At 53.1% G+C, this 23,125-nt stretch carries 20 protein-coding genes; 7 read left to right on the top strand and 13 right to left on the bottom strand.

Annotation, left to right across the window (positions count from 1 at the left end):
• The first annotated feature begins 138 nt into the window (after positions 1–138).
• Positions 139–957 (top strand): hypothetical protein, encoded by an 819-nt coding sequence (locus HH216_RS14025; protein ID WP_169551367.1) that lies wholly within the window; start codon positions 139–141, stop codon positions 955–957.
• Position 958: 1 nt separating this feature from the next.
• On the opposite strand, the gene HH216_RS14020 is transcribed toward HH216_RS14025, so the two are convergent.
• Positions 959–1,207 (bottom strand): tetratricopeptide repeat protein, encoded by a 249-nt coding sequence (locus tag HH216_RS14020; RefSeq protein WP_332871399.1) that lies wholly within the window; start codon positions 1,205–1,207, stop codon positions 959–961.
• A 226-nt stretch (positions 1,208–1,433) separates the two neighbouring features.
• On the opposite strand from HH216_RS14020, the gene HH216_RS14015 reads away from it, so the two are divergent.
• The 3 genes from HH216_RS14015 to HH216_RS14005 all read left to right on the top strand — a co-directional run bounded on the left by HH216_RS14015 (position 1,434) and on the right by HH216_RS14005 (position 3,971).
• On the top strand, positions 1,434–2,171 hold the full coding sequence (locus tag HH216_RS14015) for an electron transfer flavoprotein subunit beta/FixA family protein (protein WP_169551365.1): 738 nt from the start codon (positions 1,434–1,436) through the stop codon (positions 2,169–2,171).
• 151 nt (positions 2,172–2,322) lie between these two features.
• The gene (locus tag HH216_RS14010) at positions 2,323–3,285 is read left to right on the top strand and encodes an electron transfer flavoprotein subunit alpha/FixB family protein (RefSeq protein ID WP_169551364.1); all 963 of its coding nucleotides are present in this window, start codon (positions 2,323–2,325) and stop codon (positions 3,283–3,285) included.
• A 92-nt stretch (positions 3,286–3,377) separates the two neighbouring features.
• Positions 3,378–3,971: a bifunctional nuclease family protein gene (locus tag HH216_RS14005; protein WP_169551363.1), complete on the top strand. Its 594-nt coding sequence runs from the start codon at positions 3,378–3,380 to the stop codon at positions 3,969–3,971.
• Here the strand turns inward: HH216_RS14005 and HH216_RS14000 are convergent.
• Positions 3,968–4,456 (bottom strand): PPC domain-containing DNA-binding protein, encoded by a 489-nt coding sequence (locus HH216_RS14000; RefSeq protein WP_254448428.1) that lies wholly within the window; start codon positions 4,454–4,456, stop codon positions 3,968–3,970. The two genes, HH216_RS14005 and HH216_RS14000, sit on opposite strands and share 4 nt — an antisense overlap.
• A gap of 93 nt (positions 4,457–4,549) precedes the next feature.
• Between HH216_RS14000 and HH216_RS13995 the strand changes: the two genes are divergently transcribed.
• On the top strand, positions 4,550–5,521 hold the full coding sequence (locus tag HH216_RS13995; RefSeq protein ID WP_254448427.1) for a transglutaminase domain-containing protein: 972 nt from the start codon (positions 4,550–4,552) through the stop codon (positions 5,519–5,521).
• 433 nt (positions 5,522–5,954) lie between these two features.
• On the opposite strand, the gene HH216_RS13990 is transcribed toward HH216_RS13995, so the two are convergent.
• Both HH216_RS13990 and HH216_RS13985 read right to left on the bottom strand, forming a co-directional pair.
• Complete coding sequence (locus HH216_RS13990; protein ID WP_408641735.1) at positions 5,955–7,970, bottom strand: hypothetical protein; 2,016 nt, start codon at positions 7,968–7,970, stop codon at positions 5,955–5,957.
• A gap of 409 nt (positions 7,971–8,379) precedes the next feature.
• Positions 8,380–9,138, bottom strand: coding sequence for an HpcH/HpaI aldolase family protein (locus HH216_RS13985; RefSeq protein WP_169551362.1), 759 nt, complete (start codon positions 9,136–9,138; stop codon positions 8,380–8,382).
• Positions 9,139–9,549: 411 nt separating this feature from the next.
• On the opposite strand from HH216_RS13985, the gene HH216_RS13980 reads away from it, so the two are divergent.
• The gene (locus HH216_RS13980; protein WP_169551361.1) at positions 9,550–11,520 is read left to right on the top strand and encodes a KUP/HAK/KT family potassium transporter; all 1,971 of its coding nucleotides are present in this window, start codon (positions 9,550–9,552) and stop codon (positions 11,518–11,520) included.
• A 53-nt stretch (positions 11,521–11,573) separates the two neighbouring features.
• On the opposite strand, the gene HH216_RS13975 is transcribed toward HH216_RS13980, so the two are convergent.
• From HH216_RS13975 to HH216_RS13965, 3 genes are all read right to left on the bottom strand, one after another.
• Positions 11,574–11,879, bottom strand: a complete 306-nt coding sequence (locus HH216_RS13975) for a hypothetical protein (RefSeq protein ID WP_169551360.1) — start codon at positions 11,877–11,879, stop codon at positions 11,574–11,576.
• Between the two features lie 73 nt (positions 11,880–11,952).
• A complete protein-coding gene (locus tag HH216_RS13970) occupies positions 11,953–12,129 on the bottom strand; it encodes a hypothetical protein (protein ID WP_169551359.1) in 177 nt (58 codons plus the stop codon).
• A 378-nt stretch (positions 12,130–12,507) separates the two neighbouring features.
• Positions 12,508–13,974, bottom strand: coding sequence for a gluconokinase (locus HH216_RS13965; RefSeq protein WP_169551358.1), 1,467 nt, complete (start codon positions 13,972–13,974; stop codon positions 12,508–12,510).
• Positions 13,975–14,068: 94 nt separating this feature from the next.
• On the opposite strand from HH216_RS13965, the gene HH216_RS13960 reads away from it, so the two are divergent.
• A complete protein-coding gene (locus HH216_RS13960; protein WP_169551357.1) occupies positions 14,069–15,625 on the top strand; it encodes an FG-GAP repeat domain-containing protein in 1,557 nt (518 codons plus the stop codon).
• Between the two features lie 175 nt (positions 15,626–15,800).
• Here HH216_RS13960 and HH216_RS13955 read toward each other — a convergent pair whose 3' ends face one another.
• The 6 genes from HH216_RS13955 to HH216_RS13935 form a co-directional block, all read right to left on the bottom strand.
• Positions 15,801–16,781, bottom strand: coding sequence for a type I phosphomannose isomerase catalytic subunit (locus tag HH216_RS13955; RefSeq protein ID WP_169551356.1), 981 nt, complete (start codon positions 16,779–16,781; stop codon positions 15,801–15,803).
• A 315-nt stretch (positions 16,782–17,096) separates the two neighbouring features.
• Positions 17,097–17,612, bottom strand: coding sequence for an IS630 family transposase (locus HH216_RS25975; protein WP_254448426.1), 516 nt, complete (start codon positions 17,610–17,612; stop codon positions 17,097–17,099).
• A gap of 19 nt (positions 17,613–17,631) precedes the next feature.
• Positions 17,632–18,105 (bottom strand): helix-turn-helix domain-containing protein, encoded by a 474-nt coding sequence (locus HH216_RS25970; protein WP_254448425.1) that lies wholly within the window; start codon positions 18,103–18,105, stop codon positions 17,632–17,634.
• A gap of 185 nt (positions 18,106–18,290) precedes the next feature.
• Complete coding sequence (locus HH216_RS13945) at positions 18,291–19,742, bottom strand: aldehyde dehydrogenase (RefSeq protein ID WP_169551355.1); 1,452 nt, start codon at positions 19,740–19,742, stop codon at positions 18,291–18,293.
• Between the two features lie 388 nt (positions 19,743–20,130).
• Entirely contained in the window at positions 20,131–20,772 is a 642-nt protein-coding gene (locus HH216_RS13940) for a hypothetical protein (protein WP_169551354.1), read from the bottom strand.
• Positions 20,773–21,121: 349 nt separating this feature from the next.
• Positions 21,122–23,071 carry a glycoside hydrolase family 88 protein gene (locus HH216_RS13935; RefSeq protein WP_408641734.1) on the bottom strand — a complete coding sequence of 650 codons (1,950 nt, stop codon included), beginning with the start codon at positions 23,069–23,071 and terminating at the stop codon, positions 21,122–21,124.
• Between the last annotated feature and the right edge of the window lie 54 nt (positions 23,072–23,125).

Genomic DNA, 23,125 nt, shown 5'->3' with positions numbered 1-23,125 from the left:
GTAACCATTCCACCGTCATTCTAAGTAAATTTCATCCATGAGTACGAATCGACCGCAGTTTATTCATTGGCTCATAGCACGTTAACAACCATTCCCGTACATTTACAATCTACGTCCTCCGGTCGTTTATCCTTGGTTATGACACACACCATCACATTCCGTCTGTGCCAGTTGGTCGGCTTACTCAGTTTATTGACGGCCTGCGCGCCTTCGGTAACTACGACAACCACGTACCGCCTTCGCCCGGTTTCGGGCGACGTGACAACCCTGGATGGAAAACCCGTAACCCGGGCGGAGAACAACGGCGTGGCCGTTGTCGCGTCGTTTGAGCGCGAAGAAGCTGATCTGGTAGCGCTGGACGTGGAAATCAAGAACCTGTCCGATCACGCCATCGAGGTCAACCCCGCCGATTTCCGGCTTGTTGCGCTGGGCGAAGCGCGGGATACACTGACCGACCCCGCCAACGACGGTTTGCCGCTGATCCGACAGGCAGCCGATCCGTCGTACGAGTCGGGGCGGGTTGATCTGGCGCGTAAGGTGGAAGAAAAGCGGCTGAAGCGCGCCAAAATTCTCAATACGGTGCTGATGGTTGCGGCAATTGCTTCCGATGTGTCATCGAGCAGCCGTAGCCGGTCGTATGGCGAGTACGTCAATAACCGTATCTCGCATAACGTCGCCTACCAGGCCATCGCTGTGAAACGGGCGATCAACTACGGGAACTTTGCCAACCGGATGCAGCGGCTCGATTACGAAGATTACCGCTGGCGCGAACTGGCACTGCACGCGCAGACTCTGCAACCAACCGAAACCATACGCGGTCTGGTGTACCTGCCCAAGCTAACCGCAGCCCGCTACCTGTCCATCAACTATACGATTCCCGAACAGGCATCGGTTCCCCTCCTGTTCGAGCAACAGCAGGGGACGCAGACCGTATCGACTCGCCGGCGCGGTCGGTAGGTTACCATTCGTCCTCATCATCCTCAAACGCCCGCTGAGCCCGCAATAGCTCCAGCAGGGTTTTCTGGTTCTGCTGCGTCCGGGCCAGCTCAATTCCTTTGTCATACAACGCAGTTGCCCGGTCCCGATCGCCCGATTCGGCCTGTAGTGCAGCCGCATGATAGTAGGTCGGCAGATAGTCCGGGAAGCGGGTCAGCAACTCGTCAAAATACACGCGGGCCTGCGCCGGTTCCTCGGCCAAGTATTCCATTGCGAGCGCGTAAACATTGAACGGCTCGTCGGGTTCTTCCTGTACAAAACGAATTAATTGTTGGATCCGCTGGTTATTCATACACAAGAAAAATAGTATGCATGCATACTTTCTTTTAGAACTGTTTGTAATTTAGCCGCTAAATTAACGGGCTTTCCGACTAATATCCGGCTACTACAAAGCCGAAATAAGTGGTCTGCGGCTCATCAAACAAAACCTCACAGGCATGAAGATTCTAGTGTGCGTGACGAGTGTACCCGACACGACGACCAAAATCACCTTTACCGATAACAACACAAAGCTCAACAAAGCGGGCGTGACATTCATCACTGGTCCCTACGACGACTACGCCCTGGCGCGGGCCGTCGAGTTGAAGGAACAGGCGGGCGGCACCGTAACGGTTTTGAACGTGGGTGGCGCCGATGCCGAGCCGGTCATTCGCAAGTGTCTGGCGATCGGTGCCGACGACGCCGTCCGGGTCAACGCCGAGCCGACCGATGCTTATTTTGTGGCCGAGCAAATCGCAGCCGTCGCTAAAGACGCATCGTACGATCTGATTCTGATGGGTCGTGAATCGATCGATTATAACGGTGGGCAGGTACACGGTATCGTCGCCGAAATGCTGGGTTTACCGTCGATTTCACCGGTTATGGTGTTGAATATCGACGGCGACACGGCCAAAATTACCCGTGAAATTGAGGGTGGTAAGGAAGAAATCGAAGCCAAACTGCCACTCGTACTGGGTTGTCAGGAGCCGATTGCGGAGTGGAAAATTCCGAACATGCGCGGCATCATGACCGCCCGGACAAAGCCGCTGAAAGTAGTTGAGCCGGTTGCCAACGATCAACTTACGGCAGTCAACCACTACGAACTACCTGCTCCACGCGGTGCCGTCAAAATGATCCCCGCCGACGAAGCCGAGAAACTCATCCAACTCCTCCACACAGAGGCAAAGGTTATTTAAAGTTCTACAGTTGTAGAGTCGCAGCGTCATAAAGTTGGCTCCGCATGATGGGCTGGCGCAAGTCACACCGACGGTAGCAACTTTACAACGCTATAACTATCCAACTCTACAACGTTAAAACCCCTACAACTTTAAAACTCAGATCGAACTCATGTCCGTCCTCATATTTGTTGAACTAGACGAAGGGAAACTTAAGAAATCGTCGCAGGAAGCCATTTTCTACGGTGCTAAAGTGGCTGAAATGACCGGTACGACCGCCACCGCCATTACCGTTGGGCAGGCCGACGAAACCGAACTGGCTACGGCCGGGCGGTTTGGGGCTACAAAGGTGCTGCACGCGGGCGACGCTAAACTGAACGAGCCGAACGGCATGGCCTACGCCACTGTCGTAGCCGCAGCCGCGCAGCAGGAAGGCAGCACGATCGTTGTGCTGGCGAAATCGTCGCTGGCCGACGCCATGACCGCCCGACTGGCGGGTAAACTGAAAGCGGGCCTGGCGGCTAACGTCATCGAATTACCCAATCTGAGCAATGGTTTCGTTGTCAAGAGCAGCATCTACACCGGTAAAGCGTTCGCGTACAATGAGCTAAAGGCCCCGGTTAAGATACTGGCAATCAAGAAAAACACGATCACGCCCGAAGAAACCGACGCCACAGCAACGGTTCAATCGTTCGCGCCCGCCCTGAACGACAGCGACTTCGTGATTAGCGTAAAAAGCACCGAAAAGGCAACCGGCGACGTCCTGCTGCCGGAAGCAGATCTGGTCGTTTCGGCCGGTCGTGGTCTGAAAGGGCCAGAAAACTGGGGTGTTGTGGAAGACCTGGCGCACGCCCTGCACGCAGCGACGGCCTGCTCGAAACCGGTATCGGACCTCGACTGGCGCCCGCACCACGAGCACGTCGGGCAGACGGGGATCAAAGTCAGCCCGAATCTGTACATTGCCTGCGGTATTTCGGGAGCCATTCAGCATCTGGCTGGCGTAAACTCCTCGAAGGTGATTGTTGTTATCAACAAGGATGCCGACGCGCCGTTTTTCAAATCGGCCGACTATGGCATAGTTGGTGATGTGTTTGAGGTACTTCCCCGCCTGACGGCGGCAGTAAAGGCGTTGTAGTCTGATCTGTGGGCGTCGATAATCGCGGGGAAAAGCCAATTACCCGCGATTATCGACACTCAACGAACGATCAAAACTGCTAAATTTGCGCTGTGGATAAGATTAAACTGGAAATATTAGCCCTCTCGCCAAGCCAAACCCAAACGGGTTCATTTGCGCTGTTGCTGGGAGAGGAATATGGGAACCGCCGATTGCCCATTCTGATCGGCATGTTTGAAGCGCAGGCCATTGCGATTGAAATTGAAAAGATTGTGCCGAATCGCCCAATGACGCACGACCTGTTCAAGCAGATGGCCGAGCAGTTTAAGTTTACGGTCCGGGAGATCGTAATTTCGGACCTGCGGGAAGGCATTTTCTACGCCCGCATCGTTTGCTTCGACGGCGTTCGTGAAACGGCCATCGACGCCCGCCCGTCCGACGCCGTCGCGATCGGCATTCGCTTTGGTGTCCCCATCTATACGAATGAATCCGTGCTCTCAGAAGCCGGTATCACTAATACGCCGAGTGAGGAAGAAGGTCAGGAAGAGCTGGTCAGTTCGACCAACCGTCCGTCGAACCGTTCGTTCAGCGACCAGTTGAAGAACGCGTCGTCGGAAGAGCTTCAGACCATGCTCGATGCTGCACTAGGCAACGAAGAGTACGAGCGAGCTGCCAAGATCCGCGACGAAATGAGCAAGCGCAACTAAGGTCGCTTTTTCACAACCGATTTCTTGCGTACGACCAGTTCCCGATACCCATACGTGGGGTCGGGTTCTCTTGTATAGACGAGTGTGGGCATCACGCCGATCAATAACTCAGCGGTCGTGTAGATACGACAGCCAGGCATCAGGTGCCCGCCCAGTGTGCGCCCCGTCGAGTCGGCCGCTGACAGATGCAGGTGACTGCCATTCGTCGACAGCGTACCCACCAACGAAACGATCTCGAAGTGCCCCTGCCAGGTTGTTGCCCCATCCTGATTCGCCAGCCGCAAACTCAGATCGGTCAGACTTCCAACGCACGTCAGCAGGGCCCCCGCTTCGATATGATGGGCAGCTACAAATGCGTCCAGTTCAGCTTTCAGATCTTGACCCGGTCGCAGGCGTATAGTGTACGTTTGCATCGCAGCTGACTGGCTTTGTGCGGGTTTGCGGGGTTCATCCGCCGATTGCGCCAACGTGGGTTCGTTCTTCATAAGGAGACTACAGAAAAGCAATAAAATCAGACGCATATTTGTTATGACGTTGTGAGACAGCTATGTGGTATACGAATCAATAAAATCGGGTCTTTGCTGACCGTTCTGCTACTTGTTGCCGGGTTTGCGTCGTCTGCTCCGGCGGCCATTCCCCGCCCCTCGAAGTACGTTTCCATCGACTACAGCACGATCGACGCGTATGCCCGCAATACGCCGGAGTCAGAAGCAAAAACCCTGGACAAGCTTAGCCGCTATTTGACGGCTCCCGCCCGCACTGATCTGGCCAAAGCGCGGTCGGTCTACAGCTGGATAGCGTCGCACGTACGTTATGACGAATCGGCTTTCCAGGGGCGAATGTATTCATCGGAAACGGCTTATGCCAGTCGGGTGCTGAGCAGCCGGAAGGCCGTATGTACTGGCTTTGCGTTGCTCTACAAAGAATTGATGAACCGGGCTGGTATCGAAACGGCGAACATCAAAGGGTACGCCCGCACCAACGATTTTGAGTCGGGTATGCCGATCACGCGCGTCGATCATGAGTGGAACGCGGTCAAGCTTGACGGAGACTGGTTTTTACTTGATCTGGCGTGGGCGCAATCAACGGCTAAAGTGCCTGGTACACCCAACGATTTTTACTTTCTGACCGACCCCGTTCCGTTCTCCGCCAATCATTTTCCCGTCGATTCGCGCTGGCAGCTGCTCGACAAACCAACCAGCAAAACTCAGTTCGACCGCTATCCCAAGGTGTACGACGCTTATTTTCGGCTCGGCCTCGACACCGATTTTCCGCAGGAGGGACTATTGCGGTCTGGCGAAACACTGACGTTGTCGCTCCGTAGCGATCAACCCGTTGAATTTAGCTGCGCGATCGGTCCGTATAACGGCACGGTACTGACTTCATCGGCAGTGAGCGTTCGTCAATCTGGCAACGTTTATCAGCTATCGATTCCGATCAGCCGCCGGGGTAAATCGACGGTCTGTCTTTTCGCAAAGCCGAAGGGTAAAGTGTCGGAGCGGATCAAATCATACGAAGGCATTCTTTCGTTCACCGTCGCGCGTGACTAGCTTTTGCAATCGTGGGCGAACAGGTCTCTGTCTGGCACAAGTCCCTCCAGAGGTTGTTTAGGGAAGCATTGCCCGGGTCAAATTGCCTTTGTTATCATCCCGACGCGGCCGGGCGGCCGGTGCCGAGGAATAATAAAAATGCTTCCACAAACAACCTCTCGGAGAGCAGGACTGTTAAGTGCTGGCCCGTTATCCCACAGAGAAAACGTTTGAAGATTCCTCCTATTATGGCTCCGGATACCCGGCCCATGGCAGGAGGAATCTTCTGTGTCCGACAGTATTATCCCAGTGCTTCCGAGGATCTCTTGCACGTCTGGCTAAAGCCATGACAGGAAAATCGTTTTGTCTAATGGCGCTTGCAACAACCTTTTAAACCATAAAACGAAGAAAGCCGGAGCGTTGGCCCCGGCTTTCTTCGTTTTATGCTGATCGCTTATTCCACGCCGAACATTACGTCCGACCGGCGACCACTGTTACCAGCCCGACGGCGCGTTGCCTTCTTGGTTGGTGCAGGCGGAGCCAGCAGTTTCGTTTTCTGCGCGTCGGTCAGCGGCTTCAGATCGGTGATGCTGTAGCTGTTGTCGCTGATCGTCGTGTTGAAGCTTCCAACTGCTTGCTCAGGCTGACCGTTGCATGGCAGTTTCGTAACCGAGAACACAGCGCGGAAGTACTGTACCTGCGGGCGTACCCGGCGACCTTTGAAGCGAATGGCGTTGCCGCTTTCGATCTTCGACTTCTCAGCCTGTAGTTGCTGAGCCAGGTTGCCTGGCAGATCTTTCAGGTTCAGGATAACCGTGTTGGTATCGAACTCGATAGCGCTCGTTGCCAGACGACGGTTCAGACCACGGTAACGCAGGCGGGTAACTGTGTCGCCAACCGACGTGATCGTACCGTTACAGTAACAGACGTTAGCAACTTCGCGGGTGTATGGGGTCCGGTAGTACACTTCCAGACGCTCCAGACGGTGACGGTATTCGCAATCGGTGTCGCCACCTTTTGGCCGCAGTACCGAGAAGCTCGTCGTAGCCACCTCACTCATACAGGTACCACACTTAGCCACCTGACGGTTGTGAACCGTTACGTAGTAGAAACCGGGGTTCATCTGACCGTTCGAGAAATAACCCGTTGGGAACGTCAGCGTTGTGTCAGTGCTGTTTTCAACCTGTGCAATGACCTGATCCGAAGCACTCGTCGTTACTGAATCCGGACGGTAGTACAGACGAGCTGTAAAGGTTTCGTTTTTCGGATTCGGCGTTGTGCTGCGCCAGCTGATGGTTGGAGCCGTAGCCGATGTATTCATCGTCTGACCCGTCCGCTGAGCCGATGCGCTGTCGAGGTACGACAGCGATGCGCCTTTCAGCGATGCGTTGTTGAACTGTACGTTCAGCTCTGGAATCTGCTCGCAAGTTGGGCAAACCGTTGGTGTCTTCGGGATCAGCTTCTTCTGAACAAAGCCTTTGCGAACGGCCAGACCGGCGCTGAAACCACCATGCTTCCGCTTGAACTCGTACAACTGATCGTCGATACCGTTGATGATGTAGTAGTTCAGCTGCGTGAAGAAGCCTTGTGCCTGTACACCAATGTTCCAGTTGTTGCGGAGTGGGAAGAATACGCCCAGCGACAGCAAACCACCGGGGTGGTATACGCGGGTGCTTGGGTTTACCGAACGGATCAGACCACCACCATCAACGAATGAAGGCGTGCCGGGCAGCGACAGCGTCGACGGCGTGTAGGCAGCGATCGTTGCGGCTTCCGTGCGGAACAGACCACCGCGCAGACCCAGTTCGAGGAACGTGGTTGCTTCGGGGTTCCGGCGGCTCCGGGCAATCGTGAACGCCAGAACAGGTCCGATCGTCAGATACATATCTTCCGATGCACGCTGCTTGATGGTCACCTGGTTTTGGTTGAAACCGCGTGATGCGGCCAGACCGTAGAGGTAATCGCGGTAGATGCTGCGGGTGTAGTAGTTCTGGTAACCGAACGCCGTACCCAGACCGAAACGCAGACGACGCGTAGCTGGGGTCAGGTAGTAGTCGATGTTACCGGTAACGTTGAGTCCCGCGCCGTTGTAAAGCGTGTTGTCGCGCTTAGTAGGACCAAACGTGTTTTCCCACGTTCCACAATAGGCGAAGTTGGGGCCTGCAAACAGACCAACACGCCATGGAGAGAGACGGCGGACCAGAATAAATGTTTGGAAGGTAGTGTCGCAGTCGTCAAGCTCGGCAACATCACTGGCCTGCGTCTTGAACTCGTCGCGCCGAAGCGTGTCGGTGTAGACGCCCTTTCCGAGCCGGTAGATGTTTTCGCGCGGATAAGCCGAATTAGTAGGAGTGGTAGTCCGCACTGTATCGGCCGACGATTGAGCCTGTACGCCGTTTTGGGCAGCGCAACTCAGCAACACGAGTCCAGCCAGCATCCGCAGGGGGTGTCGTTGGATAAATGTTCGCATAGGGTACGTAATTGAATTTTGACGCAATGTTTCAAACTAAACTTTAGAACGTTCGCAAGTTGTGGGGCAAACTTAGGGAACGGTTTCCACATTAACCGGAAGCTTGATAATATGTTTTACCTCCTTGTTATGATCTGTGCATCATCAATGCGACTAATCAATAGTTGGAAACACTTAAAAAAAGTAAAGTTCAGACCGACTCGATTTAGCTCGACGAACTAAGTTTCGCTGGTATATAGATGACAATTTTGCCGTCCAAGTATAGGCATTAACTTGAAATTACCCAATACAAACGACTTCATCAGGTACAAAATCCGATCTAACACACATTAATCCCTCAAATTTTTAATTATATCTGGCAAAATTTATATACAAATGGATTAATTTTTCCAGACACCTTTAAAATCAATCAGCGATTTTTTGTGAAATCGGCGGCCGCACTGTGCAATAAACCAGCCAGTGATACCAGGCAAAAACGCACGCCCCGATCGAACAGCGCACGGGCCTGATCGCCGGTAACAGCCGTAGTTCCAACAATCATACCGGCGCGATTTATTTTTTCAACAGCCCCGGCAATGGTCCGTTTTACTTCATCATGACTGGCTCCGTCGTAAAATCCCATCGACATGGCAAGGTCGCGCGGACCGATTACGAAGCCGTCGATACCATCGACAGCCATCAACTCGTCGAGGTTGTCGATAGCTTCCTGATCTTCAATCTGCGGCAACACCAGAATCTGCTCATTGGCAAATTCAATGTATTCGCTCTGATTCATTGTACCGAGCAAATAATCAGCTGAGCGCACCGGCGCGAACCCGCGCTTTCCTTTTGGTGGGTAATTAATGGCCTGTACCAGGGCTTCGGCCTCGGCCGCCGTACGAACCCCCGGCAGCATAATGCCCATAACACCGGCATCCAGAAACTGAAGAATCAGCTTAGGGTCATTACTACGTACACGAGCCAACGGGGTGATTCCGCTTACTTCACAAGCCCTGACGATATCCTGCACCTGCGCCGTTGTTACGGGGCTGTGCTCACCATCAATCATGTAAAAATCGAGACCCGAAAAGCCGCAGAGTTCCGCAATGGTTGGATCAGCACTGTTGGATAAAACGCCGACAACAGGTTGATTACTACTGAGACGGGTCTTGACGATATTGTTTTTCATACGTAAATCAGGCAGGTCACTGCACATAAACAGGCAGGCTAACCAACTTATAAAGACAATTTAGACCGCAATCTATTTGAAACAAACTGATCGGCAAGCCAATTACCTGTCTGTACATTTTTACTGCATTATGCCTGTGTCTATTTCGGATCAGCCTGTGCATACTAGAGGACTCCGTTCCGGGCTGTTGGTAAATCAAAAAAACGGGCGACATCGTTTACTTCCCCATCGGTTATGTCACAGTCATCCACTTGTCATCTATATATCAGGCAGGATAATAAAACGGGGGCTGTATAAAATCCCGGATAAACTCTGATAATCAGCAGGTCGATTTTCTATTAATGCAATTTTAAAAACCACTGCCCTTATCAAGTAGTAATTTGTCCGAATCTGACACGTACTCCCTTTACTATGTCTTCCCGAACATCTATCGATAAAGTTTCTATTCAGGGCTTACTCGTTGCAGTCGGTATCGTGTTTGGCGATATCGGTACCTCTCCCCTCTATACGATCTCGGCCGTTGTGCGCGGCAAAGCGCTGACAGAGACGCTGGTGCTGGGTACGCTGTCGTGTATTATCTGGACACTGACCCTGCAAACAACCATCAAGTACGTTATTATTACCCTACGGGCCGATAACAACGGCGAAGGAGGAATTTTTTCGCTGTACGCGCTGGTTCGGCGGTTTTCGGGCAAGTGGCTGATGGTTCCGGCTATCATAGGCGGGGCCTTTCTACTTGCCGACGGACTGATTACGCCCCCCATCTCAGTTTCATCGGCTATCGAAGGCCTGCTGATTTATTATCCGAAGCTGGATACCGTACCTATAGTAATTGGAATTCTGATTGCGCTCTTTGTGAGTCAACAGTTCGGTACGCAGCAGCTTGGTCGGTTGTTCGGCCCGATCATGCTGGTCTGGTTCACGTTTATTGGTGCCATCGGTCTGTACGCATTACTGAGCGAACCCGGCGTGCTGAAAGCGATCAACCCGCTCTACGGCCTACGGTTCCTGCGCGACTATCCGGGCGGATTCTGGCTACTGGGCGGTATTTTTCTGTGTACGACCGGAGCCGAAGCTTTGTATTCCGATATGGGACACTGCGGACGTGGCAACATCCGTGCGAGCTGGGTGTACGTCAAAATTACGCTGCTGCTGTCCTATGCGGGTCAGACGGCTTACCTGATGCAACACCTGGGTGAGCAGATGAATGAGTCGGGGGCGTTTTACAGCACAGTACCAGGCTCGCTAACAGTGTTCAGCATCATCATCGCGACGCTGGCCACAATTATTGCCTCGCAGGCCCTTATCAGCGGAGCCTTTACACTGGTGGGAGAAGCCATGCGGCTGAATTTCTGGCCCCGGCAGCGCGTCGCCTACCCGTCCGACGAACGGGGACAGTTGTACGTACCGTTCGTCAACTGGGGATTGATGGTCGGTTGTATCCTGATCGTGCTGCATTTCCGCGAATCGAAAAACATGGAAGCAGCCTTCGGCCTGGCCGTTACGCTGACGATGCTGATGTCGACCTTACTTATTAGCTCTTACCTGCGGGTCAAGCGAGTCAACACGATCCTGATCGTGTTGGTAACGGCTATGTTTCTGATCGTTGAAATCACGTTTCTGATCGCCAACCTCGTCAAGTTTGAAGAAGGCGGCTGGATTTCGGTCACGCTGGGACTGTTGCTGATGGCGATGATGGTGTTCTGGTATCAGGGCGAGTCGCTCACAAGCAGCCTGACCCGCTACGATACGCTGCCGGGTAACCTGCCCGCGCTCAAAGAGCTGAGCAACGATAACGCGATTCCTAAATACGCGACGCACCTCGTTTACTTAACGTCGGCCGAGAGCTACGATAAAATTGAGAATGAAACGCTGTTCTCGATTCTGAACCGAGCCCCCAAACGCGCTGATATTTACTGGTTTATCCACGTCTGCGTGGAAGATGACCCCTACGTGATGCGCTACAAAGTCGACACGCTGGCCCCCGAAGACGCTTACTTCGTCACGTTTTACCTGGGCTTTCGCGTCGAACCGCGCCTGAACCTGCTATTCCGGCAGGTCGTGCAGGACATGGTTGCAGACAAAGAAGTAACCATCGACGCTAAATACCGGTCGTTGAATATTCACCGAATCGGGGGTGATTTCCGGTTCGTACTGTTCCGCAAGTTTCTTTCGTTTGACAACGAGCTGACTATCAAGCAACAGTTGATTATGACCGGCTATCTGTTGCTCAAGCGCATTGCGCTACCCACGAAGGAAGCCTACGGACTTGATACCAGCAATGTCGTGACGGAGGCCGTACCGCTGGTCATTCGTACGCCGAAGCGGTTGCCGATGCACCGGGTTCAATCCAGCCTTAAGCATCCCCTCAATCAGCAGTAGCAGGCAGTGGCAGGCAAAACAACCTGCCACTGCTACCGTACTTCAATAGCGATTTAGGCGAACAGGCCCGGACGCTGGAACTCGCCCCGCCAGTTCATATCGCGCCGACGAAGTGCCTGCGCGATATGGATTATTTCTTCGCCCAGCTTTGCCTGCATTTCAATCGACGACTGATCGTACTGATCCTGCCGTACGGTTTCCCAGCTGAATAACTCTGTCTTGTCGTCGTAGATGCCGATGGCTTTCCGGCTACCCGAATTAGCAATGGTAACGAGGGTGGCTTTGGCTTCGTCGAGCGTGTGCCGACCTACGTGGTGATACTGTCCTTTGTACTGGTAAATGACTGAAAAACGATTCATGGTTGTATGGTTTGCGCTCATCTGCGTCTGATGCGGTGAAAGCATCTGCCGACGAGCCGGTTTGTTGACTGAGTTAGAAACGACTGTTTAACACATTACCCCCGAACGGAACGGCCGTGCGGGCCACTCCTTCGAAAATAGCCTTGTTGCGGACGGCGAATACGTTGATGCGACGCGCGGCCAACGTGAAAAATTTATAAAGCTGCCCCTTGAAGTCGCTTGCCGATTTTATAGTGAATGAATTAGTCATGCCAAGTCTAATTAGTTTGTTATCAACGAGTAGAGAATATCACCTACCCACTTTCTTAGACACACAAATAACCAATTAGTAAGCACCAATAGTTTTTCTAAATTAGAATAGTACAAAAATCACTTCTGATTTTTCACTGAAAAGGTGAATTGTACAACACATTCTTTATCTATACCTATAATATATATTGTACTATTCTTATAAAATTTTCCTAAATAGGGCCATAAAGCAATAATTTCTATAATTTTATCAAGACAACAGCTATAACTAATTGCCCCTTTTCGGATAGAATTGCTCACAAAAAAGCGGTTACCGCCGGGGTTTTTATCCCGATGATAACCGCTCTTCAAACCCGGTGTACGTACCACGCCTACGAGCCTATACCACCTGCGACCGGGCCGTTTCCCACTGCTTAAAGATTTTCTGGTAAGCCCGGCTGTTCGCTGAATCCGGCTCAATCGTATTGCCAAACGAAACGCGGTCAGCGGCTTCGTCAAGCGACTTTACGATACCCAGTGTTTTCATAATCAGCAGTATCCCCCCCATCGAACCGCTTTCGTTGCTGGCATTCAGCCGAACGGGGATACCCGCCATATCGGCCAGCATCTGCACCCACAGGGGCGACTGCGCAAACCCACCGTTGGCGTGAACAACCCGCGACGGCCCCGTCTGCTTGGTCAATAGTTGATTGATACTAAGCATGTTGAACAGTACACCCTCCAGTGCCGCCCGTACGAAATGGGCCTGTGTGTGCCGAAAATCGATGTTGAGATAAGCACCACGGGCGGCTGCGTTCCAGAGGGGGGCGCGCTCGCCTTGCAGGTATGGCAGAAACAGAAGCCCATCGGCACCGGGGGGTACCGTACCGGCTTCATCAAGCACAGCCTGCGTTTCTTTTTGCAGCAATTGCTCGATCCATTCGAGCACGTTGCCGCCGTTATTTGTCGGTCCGCCAACGACGTAATGATCGCGGTCGAGCCAGTAGCAGAATAGTCGCCCGTCAGGGTCGCGCAGGGGTGTTTTCACCGTTTGGCGGACGGCCCCACTCGTGCCGATGGTCAGGGTTGTGATACCCGGTTTGATTCCTCCCGCACCCAGATTTGCCAGACAGCCATCCGACGCCCCGATAACCAGCGACACCTGATCCGAAAAACCAAGTTTGGCCGTATCGTCAGTGGTCAGCAGTGGTCGCTGTTGCGTGGTTGGCACGAAAGCCGATAGCTGATCGGGCCGGACGCCCGCGTACTCGATAGCCAGCTGACTCCACTGTTGTTTGGCCGGGTCGAACAAGCCAGTTGCGGTGGCCATAGAGTAGTCGATCTCAAACTGCCCCGTCAGCCGATGCCAGAGGTATTCTTTGATAGACCCAAACCGCGCGGCCCGGTGCAGCAACCGGGGGTCGTGCTCTTGCAGCCACGCCAGCTTGCAGAGCGGAATCATGGGGTGAATGGGCGTACCCGTCTGCTGATAAATCGAGTCGCCGAGGGCTTTCTGGCTCGTACGCAGCTGGTTAGCCTGTTCTTCGGCCCGGTTATCTGACCAGAGAATGGCATGACTCAGTGGCTTTCCCTGACCGTCCATGGCCAGCAGACTGTGCATCGCCGTGCTGAACGCCACGTGGGTAGCGACGTGCCCCGCCTGTTTCAACTGCGCATTGACATCGGCCATCACCTCGGCAAACGCATCCCAGACAGCGGTCACGTCCTGCTCAGCATAGCCCGGTTTGGGGTTTATGGTGTCGATGCTGGCGGACGCGTGAGCCAATATCGTATTTAGATCGGTGGGTACCAGCGCGAGGGCTTTGACGTTGGTGGTTCCCACGTCGACCCCAACAAAACAATCCATAGAAGGTGGGTTTATTCGTTGGTAAAACAACGCATTTTCGGGCGTTCCGGCTTGCACGGTTTATAAAAAAACCACGATCGGCTTATCTTTGTCCATGCGACTTATCTGGCTGGCAGCACTTTTTCTGGCGTTTTCTCTGCTCTTTTTCACCTGCCAGTCGTCATCTACGCAGCAGGAGTCGGCCCCTCCGCCCCCACCTCAGCCAACTGCCCTGACCGGTCAGCAACTGGCCCGCACGTATTGTGGTAACTGCCACGCCCTGCCCGACCCATCGCTGCTCGACAAAAAAACGTGGCAAACGGGCGTGCTACCGCAGATGGCCCTGCGCATGGGACAATCGAATCAGCAGATGCAGGCACTGGGGCAGTTCAGCGATCAGGCAGAACTAACACGGATAATCGAAGCCAACATCTTCCCCGATCGCCCGACAGTAGCCCCGGCAGACTGGCAGAAGATCGTGGCTTATTACACAACGCAGGCACCCGACAGTCTGCCCCCGCAGGCATCGCACACGCCCTTACGCGTTGATTTACCCCTTTTCAAACCAGAATCGTCGCCCAAATCGGTCGATGCGCTGGTAACGCTGCTGCGTTATGATTCGCTGACGAACCGCATCTGGGCCGGTACGCAGCGCGGGCAGTTGATTGGTCTGAACCAGTCACTCCAGCGCGTCGACTCGATGCAGTTCAGCAGCCCCCCGGTCGATCTGGCAACGTCGCAAACAGCCGGGTCGTCGCTGCTGCTGGTTGGCGTGCTGAACCCCAACGATCGGCTGGCGGGTAGCTGGGGACCGCTAAACCCGCAGACAAAAACGGTGTCGCCCCAGATTCAGCAGCTCGACCGACCCGTACAGGTCACGACCGCCGATCTGAACCGCGACGGGCGCGACGACCGGATCATCTGCCAGTTTGGGCATTATCTGGGTAAACTAAGCTGGTTTGAACAGACACCCACCGGATACCGCGAACACGTGCTCGACCCGGTACCGGGCGCGCGGCAAACGATCGTTCGCGATCTTAACGCCGACGGCTGGCCCGATGTGCTGGCGCTACTGACACAGGGCGACGAGCAGGTCGCGGCTTTTTACAATCAGCACGACGGCACCTTTCGTAAGACTACTCTCCTGCGCTTCCCACCCGTGTATGGGTCCAGCTTTATCGAACTGGCCGACATTGACCGCGACGGTGCCCCCGACCTGATTTACACCAACGGCGACAACGCGGATTACTCGATCATCCCCAAACCGTATCACGGCGTTCGTATTTTCAAAAACGTCGGGCAGTATCGGTTTCGGCAGCAGTGGTTTTACCCGATGTACGGCGCGACGCAGACGCTGGTGCGGGATTTCGACCGGGACGGTGACCTCGATATGGCAACGATTGCGCAGTTTCCTGACTACGACCGCCAACCCAACGCCAGTTTCGCCTATTTCGAGAACCGGGGCAACGGACAGTTTCAGCCCCGCACGTTTGCCAACAACAGCCGGGGGCGCTGGCTGACGATAGACGCAGGTGACGTTGACCAGGACGGCGACCTCGACCTGCTTTTGGGTGCTTTCTTCCGCCCTACCCACCCGCGCCATGCCGACCTGATGAACCAATGGCGACGGCCCGGCGCGGGTGTTCTGCTGCTTCGCAACACGTTGCGGTGAAGACCTCACCCCAACCGAATCGCCGGACCGCCCTCTCCTAAAACAGGAGAGGAACTTTCACTATTTTTTCGAAAGATGTTTCCAGTTGGGCTATCATACCACTGATGAAACTTTTCTGCCTTATAAGATTAGCCCCTCTCCTGTTTTAGGAGAGGGGTTGGGGTGAGGTCTACCACTACGGCACGTACGTTTCCAGCACGGTCATGTCGCCATCGGGAACGAGCGTGACCCGCTGCACAGACGCTGGAATCAGCGCGCACTGACCCATTGTCAGCGATACGCGGTAGCCGCCTTCGGCTTCGATGGTCAGGCCACCGCCCACGCAGATGAGTACCACAAACGAGTCGATTTGGGTGTAGTCGTGCGCTACTTCCTGAGTAAAATTCAGAACGTTGGTTACGAAATAATCGCTCTTGACCGCGTTGACGCTTTCGTTTTCCTGCGGCTCGTACTGCGTCTTGTAATGATCGTAATGGTGGTAATCGATCGCGTCGACGGCCAGATCCGTGTGCAGCTCCCGCTTTTTACCGGTTGTTTGATCGACACGGTCAAAATCGTAGATGCGGTACGTCGTGTCGGAAGTCTGCTGAATTTCGGCCAGCAACAGCCCTTTACCGATGTAGTGAACACGACCGGCGGGCAGGAAAAACACGTCGCCGGGTTTGGCGGGCTCGATATTCAGCAGATCCTGAATCGTGTTGTCGGCGACGGCTTTGACGTACTCATCTTTCGACACCTCGCGGTTGAAACCCGAATTGAGTTTAGCCCCTTCGTCGGCCTGCATGATGTACCACATCTCTGTTTTGCCAAAGCCGCTGCCACGCTCCTCGGCCAGCTTGTCGTCGGGGTGCACCTGAATCGACAGATCGTCGTTGGCGTCGATAAACTTGATGAGCAGGGGAAAACGGTCGCCGTATTGTTCGTAGACGTGCTTGCCAACCAGTTCATCCTTGTACTGCGCGACCAGATCGCGCAGCGACTCCCCTTTCAGGCTACCCTCTTTCACGACCGACACGTTGCCTTCGACGTCGGATACTTCCCACGTTTCGCCACAGTTCGGCAGGGGCGCAAAGTCTTTACCTAGAACGGTTTTGATTTTCTGGCCACCCCAGATTTTGTCTTTGAAAATAGTATCGAACGTCAGCGGATACAGCATTGGGTGCGTTGATTTTGGCTTCGTCAGCCGTTGTTTCAGGTTATTTCTCCTGCAATTAACCGCAATCCCGCCAAACTGTCTACAGGATTTACGTACAGGGCTATTCAGCTATGGACATCCCTACAGCTTGTTCCCGCCTGCCGATTGTGCTGAAAAGTGTACTGCACAGCCTGTATTACTCCCTGTATTAAGAGACAACGTACTCATTTCCGTTTCTCTTTATGCGAAAAGGATTTAAGGCATAGGAGAGCCGCCAATCCTCCCTCTGTTTGAAAACGGCCTTCCGCACCTGCCCACTTTTTATAGATGCGTGAATTAGTCTGTGAAGAAGGCAATCTCCTTCTTTCGAAAGAAACAACGAATACGATTTCGATCTGCTTGCAAATAATCAACTTCATTCATCACGGCGGCTTGAAGCGATTCCAGAGTTGTGAAGACTCGGTTCTTCAAGGATCGCTTCAACTGGCTCCAGACTAATTCCACCGGATTGAGTGCGGGACTGTAGGCTGGTAAACGCTCCAGATGGACCCGCCCCGGTCGGCTTTGGAGCCAGTTCCGAACGGTTTGCGACCGGTGGATGGCCGCCCCATCCCAAACAACCACCATGTTTTGACGGCGATACTGCCAGCAAAGCTTGCTCAAGAACCAACAGATATCGTCACTAGTAAAGGGCTGATCCTGCCCCGCTAGATACAAACGGCCTGTTGGCGAAATGGCAGCAATCAGGCTGAGATGTGCGCGGCCAGCCTGTTCCAGAAGCAACGGTGTTTGACCACGGGGTGCCCAGCTGTGGGCCACAAAAGGCAACAAATAGCACGCTGATTCATCCACGTATAGAATCGTACGCCCCTCAATCTGCGCTTTTTTTGAGCGCAGGCAGTCGCTCGGCTTGCCAGTTGGCCACGGCCTGCGGGTCCTGCTGGCGAGCTTGCCGAGCCGGTTTCTGCCGACTCCAGCCTACTTTCTTAAGCAGCCGTCCAATTTGAGAGGGGTCATAGCTAACACCAAAAAGCTTGTTAATCACATCATTAATACGGGGCCGGGTCCACACTTGGCCTGAAAAACCGTGTTGCTCAGCCCCCTTGGCCAGTTCTTTTGTCAGTTGGTCGAGTTGATCCGCCGTCAGCCGGGACGGGGCTCCGGTGCGTTTACCGGTCATTAGGCCTGCTTCGCCTTGCTCACGGTAGGTTTTCAGTGTTTGGCTGACCCAGCCCTGTGTCAAGCCAAAGGCCCGAGCAATATCGGCCTGTTTCCAGCCTGCCTGTTTAAGTTCGACGCACCGCCGACGCAGCGCTTCGTAATCCGCTTGTTTATAGATAGCCATCAAGAGCTAAAGCATAAACCTTTATGGACTTACTCACGCATCAATAAGCCGTCGATGCCGCGCAAAACCACGGGCGAACGGCGGATACAATCGGATGGCAAATACAGCGTGTCGTCGTTTCCAAAGCAATAATGGGCGAGTACTGACGAGGCTTCCGGAACAACCGGTTTACCTCCTCTTTCCGTTTAGAAAGGATAATATCTTGGTGTCGTTTGTATGGTTACCCAACGCAAATCTGTAAACTCATAAATACCTGCTTTACCACCAAATCGTCCGAATCCGCTGCCTTTAACACCGCCAAACGGCATTTGTGCTTCGTCCTGAACCGTTGAACTATTGACGTGGCAGATTCCTGATTCAATGCGTTTTGCCACTTCATAGGCACGGCCCGAATCTTTGCCAAAAACGGCTGCTGATAAACCGTACTCGTTATCATTTGCACAGGTAATGGCTTCTTCTACGCTGTTCACGCGCACAATGCCTTTGACGGGCCCAAATGATTCTTCCTGGTAAATCTCCATTTCGGGCGTGACATGGTCAATGATAGTAGCGGGGAAAAGCGTGTTTTCCGCCTTACCGCCACATAGCAAGGTCGCGCCTTTTGCCAGAGCGTCGTCAATGAGGTGATTACATCGTGTTACCGTACTCATATCTACCACCGAACCCAGCACAACGGGACCTTTTCGAGGATCGCCCAGAGGTAATTTTGACGCTTTGGCAACAAATTTTTCTACAAAAGCATCGGCGATTTTATTATCCACGATTATTCGTTCGGTGGACATGCAGATTTGGCCCGAGTTGGTAAAAGACCCAAATGCAGCAGCATTCACGGCCTGATCTAAATCTGCATCGTCCAAAATAACCAGGGGTGCTTTACCTCCCAATTCCAGTACGACGGGTTTTAAATACCTGGCACAGGTCATAGCGATGATTTTACCCACTTTCGTTGAACCAGTAAAGTTCACTCGTTTTACGGCCGGGTGGGCTATCATCGTTTCCACGATTTCAGCCGCATCGTTTGGTGCATTAGTGATGTAATTAACCACACCATCAGGCATACCCGCTTCCTGTAAAGCCTGAATTATAATTTGATGTGTCTTCGGGCATTGTTCCGAGCCTTTCAAGACAACGGTATTTCCGCAAGCCAAAGGCGTTGCTACAGCTCGAACGGCCAAAATAATAGGGGCATTCCAGGGGGCAATTCCTAAAACAACGCCTGCGGCCTGACGAATCCCCATTGCCAAAAGTCCGTCGTGATTGGAAGGTATGACTTCGCCACCAATTTGAGTAGTCAACGCGGCAGCTTCTTCAAACATACCCGCAGCAACATGGACATTGAAGCCTGCCCACATACCACTCGCTCCTGTCTCGGTAGGCAATACGGCTATTAATTCATCGGTTTTTGCCTTCAAAATTTCGGCTGCTTTGTTCAAAATACTGCGCCTTGCACTTGGGCTTGTCGCCGACCATGCTGGAAAAGCCTTTGCGGCCGCTTCGACAGCAGCAACAGCATCTTCTTTTGTAGCTGCCGACGCGGTTGTTGCCACCTCACCCGATAACGGATTAATACGATCGAATGTGTTTCCGTTTGAAGCATCTACACGTTTACTGTTGATTAAGAGTTGTACGGTGTTCATTGAAATGAAAGTTAAAGGTCGACGATTAATTACAAATCACGGCTTGAAAACTGAATACAAACACGGCAAACCACCGAGCAAAAACGCAAAAAAATAGTAGTCGCTGTCGGCCGAAACCGATCCCGTTTATCAACTCTATCTTTACAAGGACGGTTGAGGGACAACCAACGCCTGACCTGTAAATGTAGAAGCATACTTGTCAGTCAAGTGCGTTATGTCTATGCTGGCACACTAGTAACTGCATTACCATTCCACCCAACACCCACGGGGGTTAATGGTGGGCGAGAAGCCACCTGAACGGATGCAACTACGACCTTTACTCCCTTACTCGGTGGTCTTTTGCGGCCTGCCTCCTGTCGCCCGACAGGCTACCCACACAGGGTAAGTCTTATAATTGAGATAGTCCATATTTAAGAAGTAGATTCCCTATTTCAGTTAACTCAGTATGTGTCTCCTGCTTCTCCATGTCGTTTAGAGCTTCATTAAAAGCAGCAGCATAATCTGTGTTATATACACCCAAAGAAACTAACTCATCTGAGAATCCTCCGTACACTTTTCCACCTTTGACGTTTGATGGTAAAATAGCCAAGTCGCCTACGTAGCACCGCTCAACAATATGTGACAGTTTTAAGAAGTCTTCATAAGAAATCTTCTCTTCAAGAAAGCTCTTGAATAATTTGCCGATTATTGAGGGCTTTTTTTCACTGTTAATTTTTTCAACAAGTTCGATTAGAGTTTCTCCTACAGAGTTTTCATACTTACCTGAATTGTTTATTTTCTCAAACATTTTTGTTCTTTGTGCAGGTGAAACCTGAGCAAATTCCGTCAGTAGTTTCACCAGTTTCTTTTTAAATAAATTTTCGTTTATACTGTTTCCGAAGCTGAAAAATGAGACAATTGTGGAAATTATAGGAATTTCTTTTAGATGGCCATCTTCTAAAGTACTGTCAATTAAGACCTCGCCGTACTCTTTAGCAAGCTCAAACATCTCAGAACTTTTAATAATGTAATCAACCCTTTTGATTGTCATGATGGATGGGCAATTAGCCTATATTTTAGATTATGTTCGTAATTTGTTATTGAATGTCTGATAATGGTGGCGTACCATATGTAAGCCGGAGTTAACCCACGCGTAACCGCATACATAATAAGAGGATACCCTTTGTCTGCCGGAAGCCGGACTTTCAAGCCTTAAAATCAACTTATCCCGTCGTTCGGTTTGTAAACCGAACGACCCCAATGCACAGCCGGACGACTCCATCAGCAAGCAACCTGTCGTCCGGAAAACGGCGCACGCACAAGCCACTGCTTGGACGATTCATCTAACAAAATTATGCGTGAGCATGAAAAATCATACATATTCAAATATACTGTACAGCCTATTTCGCCTGCTTTAACAACCAGACAGCCAAATCTTTACCCGCCTGAAAGTTCTGGTATTCAATCGGGATGCGTCGGCCGTCGGTGTATTCGTTGTACAGCCACGGATCGCCGATGGCAAATACGGTGCCCCTACCCACTTTGGCCGTCGCCATGATTATCGTGTTGCCTTTTAGAAGCGCCGGTTTGGCGGGGGCAGTCAGTGTGAGCGGGGAAAGTTCTTTGACGTAGATCGTCGAGACGTGGGGGAAGATCGGGTCGTTGGCCGGAATCGTTAGTTTACCGTCCGACCAGCGTGTGCCCTGAACGGGGTTGACCTGCTCGTAGCCGAACTGTATGCCAAACCGGTTGGCGAGCTGATTGAAGCGGGGCAGTTCAGCGTTGGCCGAGTCATTGGCCATCAGCACCAGCACCCCACCGGCCCGTACCCACGCGTCGAGCGCATCGACATCAGCAGCCTGTACGTAGTTGGGCTTGGGGGTTTCCTTCGGCGTGTCGGGGTCAACGATGATGTATACATCTTTACCCTTAAGCGTTTGTGCAGTAGGCGCTTGCGGCTGCGTAACGGTCGTAGCACCAAGTTCGCGGAAGGTCTTTCCCCACAGCCAGAAGCCCGAGTGCATCCGGTCGTTCCAGAGGTAGTGAAACGGTTCCGGACCGTTATCGCCTTTGCGGGTTTCGTTGTTGAAATAGGTGTCGACGGCCACTGTTTTTCCCTTGCCCAGCGGATATTCGTCGGCTATCTCCAGCTCGACACTCGCCATGATAAACGGCCCCACGCCTTTCAGGTCGTTGACGCGGATCGGTTCGCTCAGGTAATAGGCATAGCTGCCGTCGCGGTAAGGACTGCCGCCCAGCCCACCCACGCTGACGGTACCGTTCAGCACCGGCTGCTGACTCGCCGGGTCGGTCTTGACGAACGTTTTCAGAATACCCTGATAGCCTTTCTTCGCAACTGACAGCATAGACGCTGGCAGATACCCCAGCCGAACACCCTTCGCCAGCGCGTAGACAAACATGCACGAAGCCGATGCCTCCACGTAGTTTCCTTTCCGACTCCCCTGATCGACGATCTGGTACCAGGCACCGGTTTTGGGGTCCTGATACCGCGCCAGAACGGGCATCAGACGCTGGAAATAAGTCAGCAGATCGGCCCGGCGGGGGTGATTTTCCGGGAAGTAATCGAGCACGTCGACCAGCGCCATGGCGTACCAGCCAATCGAACGACCCCAGAAATTAGGCGACGTACCGGTTTTGGCATTGGCCCATTTCTGCGCCCGGCTTTCGTCGTAGCCGTGGTACAGTAGGCCGGTCTTCGGGTCGATCAGGTGCTGTTCAATCAGGGCAAACTGATGGGCGATATCGTCGAAATGGCGCGTGGCGGAGTCGGGCGACCGGTCGTAAAGGGCCGTGTATTCGGCGTAGAACGGTTCGGCCATAAACAGGCCGTCGAGCCACATCTGATTGGGGTAGCGCTGCTTGTGCCAGAAGCCCCCTTCCTTCGTGCGGGGTTGTCGCGTCAGTTGCGCCCGGAGCGTGTCGGCGGCCCGTTTGTAGTTTTCGCGGCCCGGCTGCGTCTGTTGCGCCAGCATCAGCAGCACCCGCCCCGTTGTGATGTTATCGAGGTTGAATTCGTCCATCCGGTACGTACGTATCGGCCCGGTTTTACCCACATACCGGTCGATGTCGCGCAGGATGTAGTCGTAATAGTGGCCGTCGCCGGTGCGTTCCCAGACGCGCTCGATAGCGTTCAGCACCAGCCCCTGTTCGTAGTCCCAACTGGCAGGCCGGTTTTCTTTGACGGCAATCGAGTCGGGGTATTTTTTCAGAACGGCATCGGCCATCCGCACCGACCACGGTGTTTCAGGCGTGGGGGTCGTCTGCGCCAGTGCGGTAGTTACCAGAAGCGATAGGGAGAACAGAAACGGGCGGGGTAATCGGCAAAGCATAGACAGTGGGTTTTACCCAAAAGGACTGCCCCGCCCGTTTCTCACGATCAGCGC

It is taken from the genome of Spirosoma rhododendri (assembly GCF_012849055.1).
GTDB lineage: Bacteria > Bacteroidota > Bacteroidia > Cytophagales > Spirosomataceae > Spirosoma > Spirosoma rhododendri.
Note: the sequence above shows the minus strand (reverse complement) of the source record. Positions and strands in the feature narration are given on the sequence as shown.